Source organism: Delftia sp. DLF01 (assembly GCF_014852125.1).
GTDB classification, from domain to species: Bacteria; Pseudomonadota; Gammaproteobacteria; order Burkholderiales; family Burkholderiaceae_C; genus Comamonas; species Comamonas acidovorans.
Window position 1 is genome coordinate 1,375,166 of record NZ_JACVAZ010000001.1, and the last position, 17,073, is coordinate 1,392,238.

The following is a 17,073-nucleotide window of genomic DNA, read 5'->3' on the forward strand; positions in this document are numbered from 1 at the left end:
CCGCTTGTCAACGCCGGTTTTGGGCGACGAAAACGCCTGATGCCGACGGTGCACCCAGACGGTGCTGCATGAAACCAATATGACCGACTGCAAGAAGGGGAAACACGTACACGGAATGTTGCATTGCAGCAACGCGCCAGACGGCGCCGGTTTGCGTGTTTCTGCGGTGGATCAAAACGGCACGGCGGATTCGAAACGCAGCGTTTGGCCCGACAGGGGATGGGCCAGCTCCAGCTGGTGCGCATGCAGCAGCAGGCGCGGCGACAGGGCCTGCACGGCGGCATCGGCATAGAGCGCATCGCCCAGGATGGGATGGCCCAGCGCCGCCATGTGCACGCGCAACTGGTGGGTGCGGCCCGTCACGGGCTGCAGCTGCACCCGCGTGGTGGGTGTGCCCTGGCCTTCGGTGGCTGCGGGCATGGCGCGCCACAGGGTCTGGCTGGGCTTGCCCTGCAGGGCGTCGATGATGCGCAAGGGGCGCCGCTCCCAGTCGGCGGCTATCGGCAGGTCGATGCTTTGCCAGGCGTCGGCCTGCTGCGCGGCAGGGCGGCCGGCGATCACGGCCACATAGCGCTTGTGCACGCGTCGCTGCGCAAAGGCTTCGCTCAGGAGGCGCTGGCTGGCCAGGCTGCGCGCCATGACCACCAGGCCCGAGGTGGCCTGGTCCAGCCGGTGCACGACCAGCGCATCGGGCCAGCGCTGCAAGGCGCGGCCGCTCAGGCAGTCCTGCTTGTCGGGGCCGCGCCCGGGCACGCACAGCAGGCCGGAGGGCTTGTCCAGCACCAGCAGCTCGGCGTCCTCGTACAGGCAGGAGACACCTGCATCGATATCTGCATCGGCATCGGCGGCAGTACCAGCACCGGGGCACTCCTGCAGCCGTTCAGCGCTTGAGCCGCTCACCGTTCATTCAGGAGCCTGTGCACGGTGGCGCACAGCTCCTCCACATCATTGGGCTTGTGCACCAGGGCCCGGGCGCCAGCGGCCATGGCGGCCTGCTCGATCTCGGCGGTGATGTAGCCCGAGGCCAGGGCGATGGGCAGCAGGGGCTGGATGGACAGCGCCTCGTACACCAGGTCGATGCCGCTGTAGCCGGGCATGTTGTAGTCGGTGACCAGCAGGTCGTAGTCCTGGGGGGCGGCGCGCAGCGCCTCGGTGGCCTCGTGCGGATCGGTGAAGCCGCTGACCTGGTAGCCACGACGGCGCAGCAGGCGCTGCACGAGGAAGACCAGGGCCTGGTCGTCGTCCACGTACATCACATGCTGCTGTGCGGCCTGCGGGTCGGGCAGCAGGGCGAACTGCGGGCCGGTCGGGGTTTCTGCGGCTGCCAGCGGCTCCGGCAGGCTGGGCGGCGTTTCGGCCACGGGCGCCTGGGCAGGTGCGTACTCGGCGGGCGCCAGGGCGTCGGCCGGGGGAAAGTACAGCGTGAAGCGGCTGCCTTGTCCTGGGATGCTGTACACGTCCACGGCGCCGCCGTGGTTGCGCATGACGCCGTGCACCACGGGCAGGCCCAGGCCCGTTCCCTGGCCCACGGGCTTGGTGGTGAAGAAGGGCTCGAAGATGCGCTGCAGCGTGCGCGCATCCATGCCGGGGCCGTTGTCCTGCACGGACAGCGCCACGTAGCTGACGGGCGGCAGGCCCAGGCGCTCGCACAGGCGCTGGTCGGGGCGCACCAGGTCGGCGTCCATCTGGATCAGGCCGCGCCGCTCACCCAGGGCGTGCATGGCGTTGGTGCACAGGTTGAACAGGGCCTGCTCCACCTGCATGGCGTCGGCCAGCATGGGGGGCAGCTGCGGCGGCACATGCACCTGCAGCTCCACGGCGGGCGGCAGGGTCACGCGCAGCAGCCGCGCCGTGTCGCCCATGACTTCGCGCGCCTGCACGGGCTTGCGCTGGGGCGGCTCGTTGCGGCTGAAGGTCAGGATCTGGCGCACCAGGTCGCGCGCGCGGCGGCCGGCCTTCTCGATCTCCTGCAGGCTTTCGATGGCTGCGGCATTGCCGCCGCAGTCGGCCTTGGCCAGCTCCACGTTGCCCAGGATGGCGCCCACGATGTTGTTGAAGTCGTGCGCAATGCCGCCGGCCATGGTGCCCAGGGCCTGCATCTTGTGCGATTCGCGCAGCTGGTCTTCCAGCTCGTTGCGCTGGGCCTCGGCCTTCTTGCGGCTGGTGAGGTCGCGCGCGAACACGGTGGTGGTCTCGCCGCCGCTGTGGTGCTCGAAGGAGACACTGACCTCGACCGGAATCTCGCGGCCGCTGGCCGTGCGCGCCGTCATCTCGCCCAGCACGGCCTGCGTGGTCAGCGGTGCAAAGGACAGGGCCTGTGCCGCATCGGGCAGGAAACGCTCCAGCGGACTGCCCAGCGCGTCGTGCGGCGGGCACAGGAACAGGGCGGCGGCCGTGGGATTGAAGACGGTGATGCGCTGGTCCGAGTCCAGGCAGATGATGGCGTCCAGCGCCGAGTTGATGACCGATTCCAGCCGCCGCTCGCTCAGGAACAGCTGGTGGTTGCGCTGCTGCAGCGCCAGGCGCTCGGCCAGCAGCGGGCCCTGGTCCACCACGGCGCACAGGTACTGGGCAATGGGCGGGCCGCTTTGCTGGGGGATGGCGATGCAGGCCACGTGCAGGTCGGCGCGCAGCTGGTGCTGCTCGGTGATTTCGAAGCAGACCTCGTGGGCCTCGGTGCGGCCCAGCTCGCGTGCTGCGGAGAAGGTCTCGCGCACGCGCTCGGCGTCGTCCGGGTGCACGAAGGGCGCGAAGTTCACCAGCAGCCGGTCATGCTCGGAGGGCTGGAAGGCGCTGTGCGCCATGGCGTTGGCCTGCACCACCATGTCGTGCTCGTCCACCACCAGCAGGGGCAGGGGAATGCTGGCGAACAGGGCCTCGAAGCGCTCGGAGGCGCTTTCGGCCACGGCCTGGCTGTAGTCCAGCACGCGGTTCTGGATTTCCAGTTCGCGCTGGTAGTTGCGCAGCTCGGCCACCAGGGCCTGCAGCGGGTCGTCTTCGGGCTGGAAGAGGGGGAAGCGTTCGACGGGGGGCAGGTCGGCGCCGGGCGCCAGCAGCGCATGCAGGGGCAGGTGCTCGTCGTCGCGAGGCGGATCGGAATGGTCTGGGCTGCTCATCGCGGGCTGGCGCTGGGGAAAGCGGCACATGCCGCACAAATCCTGGTGGCCCGCGCCCGGCGTCCGGCAGATTACCGGAGCCCGGCGCGGGCAGGGCCGCAGTGTACGCGCGCCAGGCGGGGCGCCACAAGCGCCCCTTTCGGTGGCAGGTGCTTCAGCTCAGGTAAGCGTCCACGGGGATGCAGCTGCAGTACAGGTTGCGGTCGCCGTAGACGTTGTCCACGCGGCCCACCGGGCACCAGTACTTGGACTGGCGCAGGGCAGCCACCGGGTAGGCAGCGGCCTCGCGGCTGTAGGGGTGGGCCCATTCCGAGGCCAGCAGCGTCTCGGCCGTGTGCGGCGCGTTCTTGAGCGGGTTGTCGTCCTGGGGCAGGCGGCCCTGCTCGATGGCGCGGATTTCCTCGCGGATGGCGATCATCGCGTCCACGAAGCGGTCCAGCTCGTACAGGCTTTCGCTTTCGGTGGGCTCCACCATCAGCGTGTTGGGCACGGGGAAGGACAGCGTGGGCGCATGGAAGCCGTAGTCGATCAGCCGCTTGGCCACGTCCTCGGCCATGACGCCCGTGCTTTCCTTGAACTGGCGCAGGTCCAGGATGCACTCGTGCGCCACATGGCCGTGCTCGCCCGCGTACAGCGTGGGGTAGTGGTCGCGCAGCCGGGCGCTGATGTAGTTGGCGCTGAGGATGGCGGTCTCGGTGGCCAGGGTCAGGCCCTGGGCGCCCATCATGCGGATGTACATCCAGCTGATGGGCAGCACGGCCGCATTGCCCAGCGGTGCGGCACTGATGGCACCCGTGCCGCCCGCAAGGCCCGCCGTGGCATGGCCGGGCAGGAAGGGGACGAGGTCCTCGACCACGCAGACGGGGCCCACGCCCGGGCCGCCGCCGCCGTGCGGAATGCAGAAGGTCTTGTGCAGGTTCAGGTGGCTGACATCGCCGCCGAAGCTGCCCGGCGCGGCCAGGCCCACCAGGGCGTTCATGTTGGCGCCGTCCACGTAGACGCGCCCGCCGTGGTCATGCACCAGCTTGCACAGCTCCTTGACCTGGGTCTCGAACACGCCGTGCGTGCTGGGGTAGGTGATCATGATGCAGGCCAGGTTGGCACTGTGCTGCTCGCACTTGGCCGCCAGGTCCGCCATATCGACGTTGCCGTTGGCATCGCAGGCGGTGACCACCACCTGCATGCCCACCATCTGCGCGCTGGCGGGGTTGGTGCCGTGGGCGCTGCTGGGAATCAGGCAGACGTTGCGGTGCGACTGGCCCCGGCTCGCATGCCAGCCCTTGATGGCCAGCAGGCCCGCGTACTCGCCCTGGCTGCCGGCATTGGGCTGCAGGCTGATGCCGGCGTAGCCCGTGGCCTGGCACAGCCAGTCGCGCAACTGCTTGTCCAGTTCCGCATAGCCCTGCTGCTGGTCGGCCGGGGCAAAGGGGTGCACCTGGGCGAACTCGGGCCAGGTGATGGGAATCATCTCGCTGGTGGCGTTGAGCTTCATGGTGCAGGAGCCCAGCGGAATCATGCTGCGGTCCAGCGCCAGGTCCTTGTCCGACAGCTGGCGGATGTAGCGCAGCATGGCGGTCTCGGAGCGGTGGGTGTTGAACACCGGGTGCGTGAGGAAATCGCTGCTGCGGCGCAGGCCGTCAGGGATCAGCGGCTCCACGCCCTTTTCGAAGGCGGCGAAGCTGGGCAGGGCCTGGCCGTCCCGGGCGAAGATCTTCCACAGCAGCTCGACATCGGCGCGCGTGGTGGTCTCGTCCAGCGAGATGCACAGGTATTCCTTGAAATACACGCGCAGGTTGGCGCCCAGGGACACGGCACGCTCCACGATGGCCTGTGTGGCCGCACCCGTGTGCAGGCTCAGCGTGTCGAAGCTGGGCACCTCGCGCAGCGGCGCGCCCAGCTCGGCCAGGCCGCGCGCCAGGATGGCCGTGTACGAGGCCACGCGGCGGGCGATGCGCTCCAGGCCCTCGGGGCCGTGGTAGACGGCGTACATGCTGGCCACCACGGCGGGCAGCACCTGGGCCGTGCAGATGTTGGAGGTGGCCTTTTCGCGGCGGATGTGCTGCTCGCGCGTCTGCAGTGCCAGGCGGTAGGCGGGCTTGCCATGCACGTCCACGCTCACGCCGACCAGGCGGCCGGGCAGGGAGCGCTTGAACTCGTCGCGGCAGGCCATGAAGGCGGCGTGCGGGCCGCCTGCGCCCATGGGCATGCCAAAGCGCTGGGTGGTGCCCACCACGATGTCGGCACCCCATTCGCCGGGCGGCGTGATCAGGGTCAGCGCCAGCAGGTCGGTGGCCACGATGAGGGCGGCCTGCTTGCCGTGGGCCTTTTCCACGTCGGCGCGCAGATCGTCAATGCGGCCGCTGGTGGCGGGGTACTGGGCCAGCACGGCGAAGTAGTCGCCGTCCATCAGCTGGTTCCATTCCTCCAGCGAGTTGGCCAGCAGCACCTCGATGCCCAGCGGCGCGGCGCGCGTCTGGATGACTTCGATAGTCTGGGGGTGGGCATCGCCCGCCACCACGAAACGGTTGCTCTTGCTTTTGACGGAGCGCTTGGCCAGCGTCATGGCCTCGGCGGCCGCCGTGGCCTCGTCCAGCATGGAGGCGTTGGCAATCGGCATGGCCGTCAGGTCGCAGACCATGGTCTGGAAGTTGACCAGGGCCTCCATGCGGCCTTGCGAGATCTCGGCCTGGTAGGGCGTGTAGGCCGTGTACCAGGCGGGGTTCTCCAGAATGTTGCGCAGGATGACGCCGGGCGTGTGCGTGCCGTAGTAGCCCTGGCCGATGAAGCTTTTGAGCAGCTGGTTGCGGCCTGCCAGCGCCTTGAGTTCGGCCAGCGCCTGTGCCTCGGTGGCCGCTGGCGGCAGCGCCATGGGCTGGTGGCGCCGGATGGAGGGCGGGACGATGGCGTCGATCAGCGCATCGCGCGATGCCGCGCCAATGGCGCTGAGCATGTGGGCCTCGTTTTCGGGCGCAATGCCGATATGGCGGGCCACGAATTCGGTGGCGTTCTCGAGGGCGGCAAGGGGCTGGGTGGAGGACATCAGCATGGAGGGACCTGTCTCAAAAGCTGAAAAGCGCCAGGGCGGGCCCTGGCGCCCGTCCTGGCCGGAAAGTGGCGTCAGTTGCTCTGTGCGAAGGCCGTGTAGGCGGCTTCGTCGAGCAGCGCGGCCAGCTGGCCTGCGTCGCTGAGCTTGACCTTGAAGAACCAGCCTTCGCCCAGCGGATCGCTGTTGGCCAGGGAGGGGTCGTCGCGCAGGGCTTCGTTGACTTCGACGATCTCGCCGCTGACGGGCATGTAGACATCGGCAGCGGCCTTGACGGACTCGACCACGCCGGCCACATCGCCTTGGTTGAAGCTGGTGCCCACGGCGGGCAGATCGACGAACACCACGTCGCCCAGCGCATCCTGTGCGTGCAGGGTGATGCCGACGATGGCCGCGTCAGGGTTGGCGGCGTTGATCCATTCGTGGTCCTTGGAATACTGGATGCTCATGGCTTGCTCCGATAGAAACTGAAAAAGAAACCTGTGAAAGGCGGTTTGAGAAAGGTCAGTGCGCACTGTAGCGGCATGCGATGGCAGGAAAAACGAATCCGCCGAACTCGATCCACGCCAAGCGCGCAGGCTGTCCTCAACCGCGGTGATAGCGGGGCGCCACGAAGGGCGTGGCCTGCACCTGCATGGGCACGGCCTTGCCGCGCACCATGGCCTGCAGCGTGGTGCCGATGGCGGCGCTGCCCGGCTCCACATAGGCCAGTGCCACGGGCTGGTTCAGCGTGGGCGACAGCAGGCCGCTGGTGACCTGGCCGACCTTGCGGCCGCTGGCATCCAGCAGCTCCGTGCCTTCGCGCACGGGTACGCGCTCCAGGGCCACCAGGCCCACGCGCTTGCGCGTGAGCAGCTCGGGCGACTGCAGCTGGGCCAGCACGGTGGCCGCGCCGGGAAAGCCGCCTTCGCGCTCGCCACCAATGCGGCGGACCTTCTGCACGGCCCAGTTCAGGGCGGCCTCGGCCGGGGTGGTGGTCGTGTCCAGATCGTTGCCGTACAGGCACAGGCCGGCTTCCAGGCGCAGCGAATTGCGCGCGCCCAGGCCCACGGGCCTGACTTCGGGCTGGGCCAGCAGGGCACGGGCAAAGGCTTCGGCGTGGCTGGCGGGCAGGGAGATCTCTAAGCCGTCCTCGCCGGTATAGCCGCTGCGCGTGATGTACAGCTCGGCGCCTTCCCAGTCGAAGTAGCCGCCCGTCATGAACACCAGCCCGGCCGTGTCGGGCAGCAGGCGCTCCATGGCGGCTGCTGCCTGCGGGCCCTGCAGCGCCAGCAGGCCCCGGTCGAACTGGGGCTCGATTTCACAGCGCTGGCCGATGCGGGCCTGGATGTGCGCCAGGTCTTCATGCTTGCAGGCGCCGTTGACGATCAGGAACAGGTCGTCCTCGCGGCGCACGAACATCAGGTCGTCCAGAATGCCGCCCGCATCATTGAGCAGCAGGCCGTAGCGCTGGCGGTGTTCGCCCAGGCCCAGCACCTCCATGGGCAGCAGCGATTCCAGCGCCGCGCCGGCATCCGGGCCGCGCAGGCTGATCTGGCCCATGTGCGAGACATCGAACAGGCCTGCCGCCTCGCGCGTGTGCAGGTGCTCGGCCATCAGCCCCTGCGGGTATTGCACGGGCATGGAGTAGCCTGCAAACGGCACCATGCGCGCGCCCAGTTCCTGGTGCAGGTCGAACAGCGGGGTCTTGAGCAGATCGGTGGTGGAGGCAGCGGTCAAGGAGGGACTCTCTTTTCGGCAAGGGGCAAGGCACAACGCCATCCCGGAATCCCGGGATGTCCTGCCCTGCTGTCCGCTTTACCTGAGAGATTCACCCGCACCTTCCATGCGTGGGGCTTGCTCCTTCGGTGGATGGGGCACACCGCCGTGCCCTGCATCTCTCTCCAGCTAGGAACGCCTGCGGCCGTGGCGGCAGGCGGTGCCAGTCCTTTTGCCTGAGCGTTCGGGACGAACCCTGCGCCTTCGGCGGTGCCGCTGCCTGTGACCATCGCGGCCGGGCGGGCACTCTCTCCTGACCGGCGCATTCTAGCTGCGGCCAGCGTCCGCGCGGCTTCGGGATTTCCGCGGGCCGACTGCCGGTCCATGCGCTTGCCTGCATGGATGCATTTGCAAATTGCATAACTGTCTAAAAAATCTCCTACATTGAGATGCATCGATATATGAAATCTCGTGAGCGAGAAGGAAGAAGCGCACATGCAGCAGACGCTGGGAGACACATTGGCCTGGCCGGCACGTTACCTGCCGAACAAGGAAGCCCTGGTCGCGTGGGAGGGCGGCGAGCGCCGCGCCTGGACCTACGCCCAGCTCGATGCCGAAGTCAACCGCCACGCCCATGGCCTGGCCGAGCTGGGCATAGGCCATGGCGACGTGGTCGCGGCCTTTCTCTACAACACGCCGGCCTTTGCCTTCACCATGCTGGCGGCCGCGCGCCTGGGCGCCATCTTCAACCCCATCAACTACCGGCTGGCGGCGCAGGAGCTGGCCTTCATCCTCAAGGACGGTGCTGCGCGCGCCCTGGTGTTCGAGCACGAGGGCGGCGAGGTGGCCGCACGCGCCCAGGCCCTGCTCAAGGCCGAAGGCGGCGGCACTGGCACGGGCATCGAGCACTGGATCTTTGCCGACGATGCGCCGGCCGACCCGCTGCCGGTCTGGGCCACGCAGCGCCTGTCCGCCCTGGCCAGGGGCCGCAGCAGCGTGCCGCCCCAGGCCCATGTGCGCGAGAGCGACCCCTGCATCCTCATGTACACCAGCGGCACCACGGGCCGGCCCAAGGGCGTGCTGCATACGCACCGCAGCAAGCTGGCGCACAACGCCCTCATGCACCAGACCATGCAGTTCACGCGCGACGACGTGGGCCTGGCCATGGCGCCGCTCAACCACACGGCCGAGCTGCACACCAGCTTTTTGCCGCGCCTGCAGGCCGGGGCCACCCAGGTGCTGCTGCGGCGCTTTGATGTGACCGAGGCCTGGCGCCTGATCCGCGAAGAGCGCGTGAGCTTCTTCTTCGCGGCGCCCACCATGGTCACCATGCTGCTGGCCGACCCCATTGCCTCGCCTGAGCAGGCGCCCGCGCTGCGGCTGGTGGAGTACGGCGGCGCCTCCATGGCGCCCCACCTGATCCGTGAATGGACGCGCAAGGTCGGCAGCGACCTGGTCCAGGTCTACGGCACCACCGAGATGGGGCCCTGCATGTCCATCCTCCTGCCGGGCGAGCAACTCTCGCACGCGGGCTCGGCCGGGCTGCCCTCCATGGGCCATGACCTCATCGTGGCCCGCCTGCGCGAAGACAACGCCCCCACCGATCCGGCCGAGGCCTGCCTGCCCGGCGAGGTGGGCGAGATCCTGGTGCGCGGCCCCTGCATGATGGCCGGCTACCTCAACCGCCACGACGCCAACACCCGCGCCCTGGCGCACGGCTGGTACCACACGGGCGACCTGGGCCACATCGACGACGACGGCTACCTCTGGATCCGCGACCGCATCGACTACATGATCAATTCGGGCGCCGAAAACGTCTATCCGCGTGAGGTGGAAGACGCGCTGGTCGAGCATGCCGACGTGCTCGAGGTCGCCGTCATCGGCGAGGCCGACGAGCGCTGGGGCCAGATCGTCGCCGCCCACGTGGTTGCCAAGCCTGGCGCCACGCCCACGGCCGAGGCGCTGGACGCCTTCCTGGTCCACGGCGACCGCCTGGCCGCCTACAAGCGCCCGCGCCGCTACCACTTCCGCGAGGCCCTGCCCAAGACGGCCAGCGGGAAGATACAGAAGCAGTTGCTGAGGGGGGTGGTGGCAGCCTGAGGCTGCGGCCTGCGTTTACTTCTGCGCAGTACAGCACTGCGCCATCGAGTTGCGCAGCCACCGGTGCATGGCATCCCCCTGCTTGCGCACATGCCAGGCCTGCTGGTAGGCAAACCGGGGCAGCTCCAGCGGCGGAGCGAAACGGCGCAGCGTTTTGTGGCGGCGCAGGTCGCCAATGGCACGGCTGCCCACGGTCAGCACGAGGTCGGTGCCTGCCAGCACCTCCAGCGCCGCGCTCCAGTGGGGCAGGGCCAGCACCACGCGGCGGCTCAGGCCTTGGGCGGCAAGCGCCCGTTCGATTTCCTCGCTGGCGTCGGGCCGCATGGCCAGCATGACGTGCGGGCGCTGCAGCCAGTCCTGCAGTGACAGCCCGCCGCGTGCCGGCAGCACGGCCTGGTCGGCCACGCTCACGAACTGTTCCTGGAACAGATCCTGCACCTCGATGCCCTCGGGCAGGTCGGGTGCGTCGGGGAAGGGCCCCAGGGCCAGGTCCAGTTCGCCATCGGCCAGTTGGGTCAGCATCACCTCGCGCGTGGACTGGCTGATGGCCAGGTCCAGCCCGGGTGCGTGCTGGCGCAGATGCCGCATCAGCGGCGGCAGCACGATGCGCGATGCGTAGTCCGACAGCGCCAGCCGCAGCCGTCCGCGTGCGTGGGCCGGGTCGAACTCCGCCTGTGCCAGCAAGCCGTTGAGGCTGCCCAGCGCATCCGCCAGCGGTTGCACCAGGCCTTGCGCGCGTGCCGTCAGCGCCATGCGGCCACCGCGCCGCACCAGCAACGGGTCGCCCAGATGCTCGCGCAGCTGCGCCAGCGAATGGCTCATGGCCGGCTGGCTCTTGTGCAACCGCACGGCCGCACGCGTCACATGTTTTTCGGCCAGCAGGGCGTGCAGGGCCAGCAGCAGGTTGAGGTCGATCCGGCGCAGTTCATCCATGCCATGAATATAGAACGTGCAGGCAAACGATTTCCATTCATCCAGCAGATGCGAGAGCATTCAGGCATGGATTCACGAACAGGAAAAGGATGCTTTGCATGACAGGACGGAACACGATTTTGGCCATGGCCCCCGTGGGCATGGCACTGCTGGCTGGCGCCATCCTGCCGTTCCAGGCGGCGAGCAACGCCATGGTCGGGCGGGTGCTGGGCCATCCGCTGTGGGGCGCGCTGACTTCGCTGGCCGTGAGCGTGATGGTCGTCGTGCCCGCGCTCTGGGCCATGCGCGCGCCCACTCCCGCGGTGGCGCAGGCAGTCGCGGGGCCGTGGTGGCTATGGATAGGCGGCGTGCTGGGTGCCATCTATGTGGCCAGTGCGGCGGCCGTGACACCCAAGCTGGGCGCGGGCGGTTTTCTGGTCTGCGTGGTGGCGGGGCAGATCGTGGTTTCGGTGCTGGTGGACCATTTCGGCCTGATGGGCCTGGGCGCCAGGCCGGTCAATTGGTCGCGGCTGGCAGGGGTGGCGCTGATCCTGGGCGGCGTGTTCCTGGTGGTGCAGGGCGGGACGGCCCGTGCAGCGGCGGCCCCATGAGCGCCGCGAGCACGCCCTGCTTCAGCGGCGAAGGCCCCGGCCTTGCCCGCGTCAGGCGGGCATGCCCGGCGGCACGGCGGCCGGCCTTGCCGCTGGTGGACGTTCCTGGCGGGCATCTGCCGTGCCGGGCAGGAACCGGCCCAGCCGGATGACAAAGCAGGCCCCGCCTCCGGCAGCCGGCTGAAAGAACGCGTCGCCTGCGTGCAGCCTGGCGATGCGCCTCACCACGGACAGGCCCAGGCCATGCCCGTTGACGTGCCGGGTGGCGCTTGCGCGTTCATAGGGCTCGAAAACCTGTCCTGCCGCTTCGGGCGCAAGGCCCGGTCCCTGGTCGCTGACGGAAATCAGCAGGTCACCGGACGCATCGCAGCGGGCGGCCAGTGTGATGTCGCCCGCCTTGGCATATTTGATGGCGTTGCCGACAAGGTTGGAGATGGCGATGCGCACCAGGACAGGGTCGCATTGCCATTGCTGCGGGCCGTGTTCCAGATCCAGTTTCAGGCGATGCCGCCGGGACCAGCCGACGAGCTCTGCAGACTCCTCCAGGAGTTCATCCAATGGCGTCTGCTCCAGTTGCAGCCGGAACGCGCCCGCGTCCAGCCGGTCGTTGATCAGGCAGGTGTCCACCAGGGTCATCAGCCGGCGCGAGGCCCTGCGTATCTGCGACGCCTGCTCGATGAGGGAGTCCGCGTCCGTCGTCGGGAACGTCTGCAGCTCGGTCGCGGCGCCGTCCACGATGGTGAGCGGGGTGCGGAACTCGTGGTTGATCATGTTGAAGAACTGGCGCTGTTCCAGCCGCATCTCCCGCTCGCTGTGCAAGGCAGTCTGCAAGGCCTGCTGGGCCGTTTGCAGCTGTGCGGTGCGCTGCAGGACCTTGGATTCCAGCTCGCGCTCGGCCGCCTGGGCGCGTGACAGGGCCTGCATCCGCTCACTGCGCAGGGCACGCTCCGCCACCCGCGTGCGATTGGTCACCGCCATTCCCAGCAGGATGGCCTCGGAAACACGCCCGGCAAACCAGAGCATCTGGGCCGATGGCAGAGCAACATCCGGCAGCAGGCCCTGGGTTCTCAGCAGGTTCAGGATGCCCAGGGCGGAAGGCACCGCAAACGCCAGCGCGCCCGGCAGGTATTGCCACTGCCTTCGAACCACCAGCAGGTACAGCACGAAGACCGCACCGAACGATGTGGACACCAGGGCCGTGAACACCACGGCACGCGAGATCTGCGGATAGCCACCCAACAGTGCCATGCCCAGTGCGATGGCATTCAGCCAGGCCACCACGCTGAAGAGGTGCGCAGCCCAGATCCAATGGCGGCGGAACTCGAACAATTGGCTGAAAAACACCGTCGCCACCACACAGAAGCTGCAGTAGGCGATGGACAGCGCATGCTGGGGCTGGTCGGCGCCGGGCAGCCACAGGCCTTCGGGCCGGTAACGGAAAGCAGCGTAGGCAAAGCCGGCTGCCAGGAGCGCGGCGCAAAGAATGTAGAGCCTTTCCCTGAGCCAGCACCACAGGATCAGGCTCATCAGCGTGATGGCCAGGGCCGAGCCCATGTACGCGTAAAGCAGCATGGCGGCCGGCGCCATGCTCCTGCCGGGAAAGACCGCAATGCCTTGGGCGGCCTGGGGGTTGGGCAGCAAGCGGGTGAGCAGTGCCAGAAGCGCTGCGGCTGCCAGGGCCTGCACCAGGGTCTGCACCAGCCATTGCGTTGCAGCACCCGTTTGCCAGTGCTTCCGGCCGCCTTCGGTGGGGTTGTCTTGCGTGTGGATCAAGGGTCCGATTGGTTGATGTGGCGTGCGCCCATATATGTCCGCCGTGCAGGCTTGCGGGGGGCCATTGTGCACCGGCGGCCATTGCGGGAAAGCGGTGTCTGCCGTCTGCCAGGTGCCCCAATGCAACAGGCCGCCCCGCTGCGGATAAGCGGGGCGGCCTGTAACGGGCTCCTGGTCTGGATCACGCATCCGGGCGCTGGCGGTAGTCGGCGGGGCTGGGTGAATGGTTTTGCTGCGCCGGTAAGCGTGCTCCCATGCAGACAAGTGTGCGCGTTTGGCCTCAGAAAATGCTGCTTTATTTCTTCAAAACAGGCGTTGCTACAGAAAAATATTCTGCACCTGCCTGTTTTGCAGTAGATTGCCGGCCATGGACATCCTCGACAGAAAGATTCTTTCCGCCCTGCAGGCCAACGCGCGCGCCAGCCTGCAGGAAATCGGCGCCGCCGTGGGCCTGAGCGCCTCGCCCTGCTGGGCGCGCATCAAGAAGCTGGAAGAGGCGGGGGTGATCGAGGGCTATACCGTGCGCCTGAACCCGCTGGCGCTGGGCCTGGGCGATACGGTGCTGGTGCAGGTCACGCTGGACAGCCATTCGGACAACACGCTGGAGAAATTCGGCGAGATGCTGGCGACCATTCCCGAGGTGGTGGAGGCGCACCTGGTCTCGGGCGAGTACGACTACCTGCTGCGCGTCGTCGTCAAGGACACGCGCGACTACGAGCGCCTGCTGCGCGAGAAGCTCTACAAGATCAAGGGCATACGCCACAGCCAGTCCAGCTTTGTGCTGCGCACGCTGAAGAAGGCCGACCTGCCGCTGGGGGTCTGAAATCCATGCCCTCTGGCCAGGCGCCGCCGCCCGCCCCCTACCGCGAACACTCCCCGCCGCCCGCCCTGCAGCCGCACTTCCAGTGCCTGTGGAGCAGCACCGTGGCCCCGGACTATGCCGGTGGCTTTCTCGTGGTGCCCGATGGCTGCGTGGACATCGTCTGCAAGGGCGGGCGGCTGCTGGCCGTGGGGCCTGACAGGGTAGCGGCACGGCCCGCGCTGGTGCCGGGGTCCGAGGTATGGGGGGCGCGCTTCGGCCCCGGTGCGGCCAGCGCCTGGCTGGGCCTGCCCATGGACGAGATCGTGGGGCAGGCGGTGGAACTGGGCGATCTGCTGGGGCCGCGCGCGCGGGAGTGGGTGCATCGCATCAACGATGCGCAGCCGGGCGCAGGGCAGGCCGTGTTCATCCATGGACTGGTGCAAATGGGCCGCGACGCCCCAGCGCCGGACCGGCAGGCCATGCAACTATTCAGTGTGGCGGCTGCAGCCGGGCGGGATGAATCCGGTGTGCTGGCCGCCATGCGCGCGCAGCTGGACATGCCGGAGCGCAGCCTGCGCCGCTTGTGTCACGCGCAGTTTGGCTACGGCCCCAAGACCCTGGAGCGCGTGCTGCGCTTTCAGCGCCTGCTGGCCCTGGCACGGTCGGACCGGCAGGCAGGTCTTGCGGCGCTGGCGGCGGACGCCGACTATGCGGACCAGGCGCATCTGTCGCGCGAGGTGAGGGCGCTGTGCGGCATCACGCCCCGCGCTGCCCTGCAGCAACTGCTGGATTGAGTGGCCCGTCTGGCCGTTTTGTTCAAGATGCCGTGCCCCTGCGTGGCCGATGATGGCGGCCTACCGACATTCAATGGAGCATCACATGGGCATCAGGGGCAAGAACCACCAGATCGACAACATCGAGTTCAACGTGGCCGACATCGCACGCAGCAAGGCGTTCTACGGCGAGGCCTTCGGCTGGACCTTCACCGACTACGGCCCGAGCTACACCGAGTTCAGCGATGGCCGGCTGACGGGCGGCTTCACCACCGGCGAGGAGGTGCGGCCCGGCGGCCCGCTGGTCATCCTCTACGCCGACGATCTGGCCGAGGCACAGCGCCGCGTGGAAGCAGCCGGGGCCGGGGCCGTGATCAGCCGCGCGGTGTTCGCGTTCCCGGGTGGCCGCAGGTTCCACTTCACCGATCCGGACGGCTACGAGCTGGCCGTGTGGTCGGCAGAGGCCTGAAAGCCAACAGCCCGCATCTGCGGGCTGTTTTCATGGGGACTGGGCCGGGCGTCAGTCGACGTTGGAACCCAGCTGCATGTCCTTGTACTTCACGATGTGCGTGCCCTTGACCAAGCGGTAGCCGCCCCAGATCAGCAGGAACAGCGGCAGGCCGATGTAGGTGGCGACCACGCCGGTCCAGTCGATGCGGTCGGCCATGAAGGCCTCGTAGTTCTGGCCCAGCGTGATCACCATGCACAGCACGAAGGCGAAGATGGGGCCGAACGGGAACCAGGATGCGCGGTAGGGCAGCTGGTTCAGGTCCAGGCCCTGGGCCTCGAAGCCCTTGCGAAAGCGGTAGTGGCTGATGGCAATGCCCAGCCAGGCGATGAAGCCCGTCATGCCCGACAGATTCAGCAGCCAGATGTAGACCAGCTGGGGGCTGAAGATGTTGGTCAGGAAGCACAGCGCCGCCACCACGGTGGTGGCCAGCAGGGCCATCGTGGGCACGCCGCGCTTGTTGACGTACGAGAACATGCGCGGCGCCATGCGCTGGCAGGCCAGCGTGTAGAGCATGCGCGTGGAGGCGTACATGCCCGAATTGCCGGCCGACAGCACCGAGGTCAGCACCACGGCGTTCATCACGGCGGCGGCCGAAAGCAGGCCCGCGCGCTCGAAGACCAGGGTGAAGGGGCTCACGCTGATGTCGCCCAGATCATTCTTGAGCAGGTGCGGATCGGTGTAGGGGATCAGCAGGCTGATGACCAGGATGGCGAAGACGTAGAACAGCAAAATGCGCCAGAACACCTGGCGCACGGCGCGGGGCACGTTCTTGGCGGGGTTCTCGGATTCGCCGGCGGCAATGCCGATGAGCTCCGTGCCCTGGAAGGAGAAGCCCACGATCATGGCCACGCCGATCAGCGCCGAGAAACCGCCCGCAAAGGGCGCGTCGCCCTGGCTCCACAAGGCAAAGTTGCCCCAGACGCCTTCAGGCGCGCCGCCCCGCACGATGCCCAGGATCATGAGCACGCCCACGCCGATGAAGAGGATGACGGTGGTCACCTTGATGGCGGCGAACCAGTACTCGGCCTCGCCGAAGCCTTTGACCGAGATGGCGTTGAGGCCGAACATGATGGCCAGGAACAGGGCGCTCCACAGCATGCCGTTGCCGTCGGGGAACCAGTAGGCCATGACCAGCTGGGCGGCCACCAGGTCCACGGCAATGGTGACGGCCCAGTTGTACCAGTAGTTCCAGCCCAGCGCGAAGCCGAAGCCTTCGTCCACATAGCGCGCGCCGTAGGTGGCGAACGAGCCCGAGACGGGCAGGTTGGCGGCCATTTCGCCGAGGCTGGTCATGAGGAAGTAGACCATCAGGCCCACGATCATGTAGGCCAGCAGGGCGCCGCCAGGGCCGGCCTGCGAGATGGTGGCGCCCGAGGCAACGAAGAGGCCGGTGCCGATGGAGCCGCCGATGGCGATCATGGACAGATGCCGCGCCTTGAGTTCGCGCCTGAGCGCGGTGGGAGCGGCATTCTTGGAGTTGTCTGCTGCCATGGATGTGTCGATTGGTGGATCAGATCCCGCGCGGCCGCTGGCCGGCGCGGGGGCAGGAATGCAAAACAGGAAAAACAAAAGAGCCGCTGTGTCGCGGCCCCATCAAGGTGCATGCACCACGAAAAGGCGTGATTGTCCGAGAACGCTGCCATCGTGGAAAGGCAGGAGTTTAATCCCCCTTCACCCACATAAGCGGAACTGAATCCGAACCCGCTGTGTGCATGGCGCCACGCCGTCTGCGGC

13 protein-coding genes and 2 riboswitches are annotated in these 17,073 nt (G+C 68.0%); of the genes, 5 read left to right on the plus strand and 8 right to left on the minus strand.

Translation table 11 applies throughout. The features are described from left to right. Positions 1 to 171: 171 nt before the first annotated feature. The 5 genes from IB269_RS06020 to gcvT all read right to left on the minus strand — a co-directional run bounded on the left by IB269_RS06020 (position 172) and on the right by gcvT (position 7,920). Positions 172 to 828 carry an RluA family pseudouridine synthase gene (locus IB269_RS06020; protein WP_192366918.1) on the minus strand — a complete coding sequence of 219 codons (657 nt, stop codon included), beginning with the start codon at positions 826 to 828 and terminating at the stop codon, positions 172 to 174. Between the two features lie 68 nt (positions 829 to 896). Continuing rightward, positions 897 to 3,116, minus strand: a complete 2,220-nt coding sequence (locus IB269_RS06025; RefSeq protein ID WP_043824706.1) for a PAS domain-containing sensor histidine kinase — start codon at positions 3,114 to 3,116, stop codon at positions 897 to 899. A gap of 154 nt (positions 3,117 to 3,270) precedes the next feature. Continuing rightward, complete coding sequence (gcvP, locus tag IB269_RS06030; protein ID WP_192366647.1) at positions 3,271 to 6,162, minus strand: aminomethyl-transferring glycine dehydrogenase; 2,892 nt, start codon at positions 6,160 to 6,162, stop codon at positions 3,271 to 3,273. Between the two features lie 71 nt (positions 6,163 to 6,233). Next, positions 6,234 to 6,608 (minus strand): glycine cleavage system protein GcvH, encoded by a 375-nt coding sequence (gene gcvH, locus IB269_RS06035; protein WP_012206130.1) that lies wholly within the window; start codon positions 6,606 to 6,608, stop codon positions 6,234 to 6,236. 136 nt (positions 6,609 to 6,744) lie between these two features. Continuing rightward, entirely contained in the window at positions 6,745 to 7,920 is a 1,176-nt protein-coding gene (gene gcvT, locus IB269_RS06040; RefSeq protein WP_192366648.1) for a glycine cleavage system aminomethyltransferase GcvT, read from the minus strand. 17 nt (positions 7,921 to 7,937) lie between these two features. Beyond that, positions 7,938 to 8,056: riboswitch (glycine riboswitch) on the minus strand. 15 nt (positions 8,057 to 8,071) lie between these two features. Continuing rightward, a riboswitch (glycine riboswitch) is annotated at positions 8,072 to 8,183 on the minus strand. Positions 8,184 to 8,352: 169 nt separating this feature from the next. On the opposite strand from gcvT, the gene IB269_RS06045 reads away from it, so the two are divergent. Then, positions 8,353 to 9,957, plus strand: a complete 1,605-nt coding sequence (locus tag IB269_RS06045) for a fatty acid--CoA ligase (protein ID WP_192366919.1) — start codon at positions 8,353 to 8,355, stop codon at positions 9,955 to 9,957. A gap of 15 nt (positions 9,958 to 9,972) precedes the next feature. Here the strand turns inward: IB269_RS06045 and IB269_RS06050 are convergent, their stop codons facing one another. After that, on the minus strand, positions 9,973 to 10,890 hold the full coding sequence (locus tag IB269_RS06050; RefSeq protein ID WP_192366649.1) for a LysR family transcriptional regulator: 918 nt from the start codon (positions 10,888 to 10,890) through the stop codon (positions 9,973 to 9,975). A 98-nt stretch (positions 10,891 to 10,988) separates the two neighbouring features. On the opposite strand from IB269_RS06050, the gene IB269_RS06055 reads away from it, so the two are divergent. Continuing rightward, positions 10,989 to 11,480 (plus strand): DMT family transporter, encoded by a 492-nt coding sequence (locus IB269_RS06055; RefSeq protein WP_047472921.1) that lies wholly within the window; start codon positions 10,989 to 10,991, stop codon positions 11,478 to 11,480. A gap of 51 nt (positions 11,481 to 11,531) precedes the next feature. On the opposite strand, the gene IB269_RS06060 is transcribed toward IB269_RS06055, so the two are convergent. Next, positions 11,532 to 13,253, minus strand: a complete 1,722-nt coding sequence (locus tag IB269_RS06060) for an ATP-binding protein (protein ID WP_412523743.1) — start codon at positions 13,251 to 13,253, stop codon at positions 11,532 to 11,534. 367 nt (positions 13,254 to 13,620) lie between these two features. Between IB269_RS06060 and IB269_RS06065 the strand changes: the two genes are divergently transcribed. The 3 genes from IB269_RS06065 (at position 13,621) to IB269_RS06075 (ending at position 15,297) form a co-directional block, all read left to right on the plus strand. Then, positions 13,621 to 14,076, plus strand: a complete 456-nt coding sequence (locus tag IB269_RS06065) for an Lrp/AsnC family transcriptional regulator (protein ID WP_012206124.1) — start codon at positions 13,621 to 13,623, stop codon at positions 14,074 to 14,076. A gap of 5 nt (positions 14,077 to 14,081) precedes the next feature. Next, positions 14,082 to 14,849, plus strand: coding sequence for a DUF6597 domain-containing transcriptional factor (locus IB269_RS06070; protein WP_192366650.1), 768 nt, complete (start codon positions 14,082 to 14,084; stop codon positions 14,847 to 14,849). Positions 14,850 to 14,934: 85 nt separating this feature from the next. Beyond that, positions 14,935 to 15,297: a VOC family protein gene (locus tag IB269_RS06075; protein WP_043825497.1), complete on the plus strand. Its 363-nt coding sequence runs from the start codon at positions 14,935 to 14,937 to the stop codon at positions 15,295 to 15,297. Positions 15,298 to 15,348: 51 nt separating this feature from the next. Here the strand turns inward: IB269_RS06075 and IB269_RS06080 are convergent, their stop codons facing one another. Further along, the gene (locus IB269_RS06080; protein ID WP_012206121.1) at positions 15,349 to 16,830 is read right to left on the minus strand and encodes an amino acid permease; all 1,482 of its coding nucleotides are present in this window, start codon (positions 16,828 to 16,830) and stop codon (positions 15,349 to 15,351) included. Between the last annotated feature and the right edge of the window lie 243 nt (positions 16,831 to 17,073).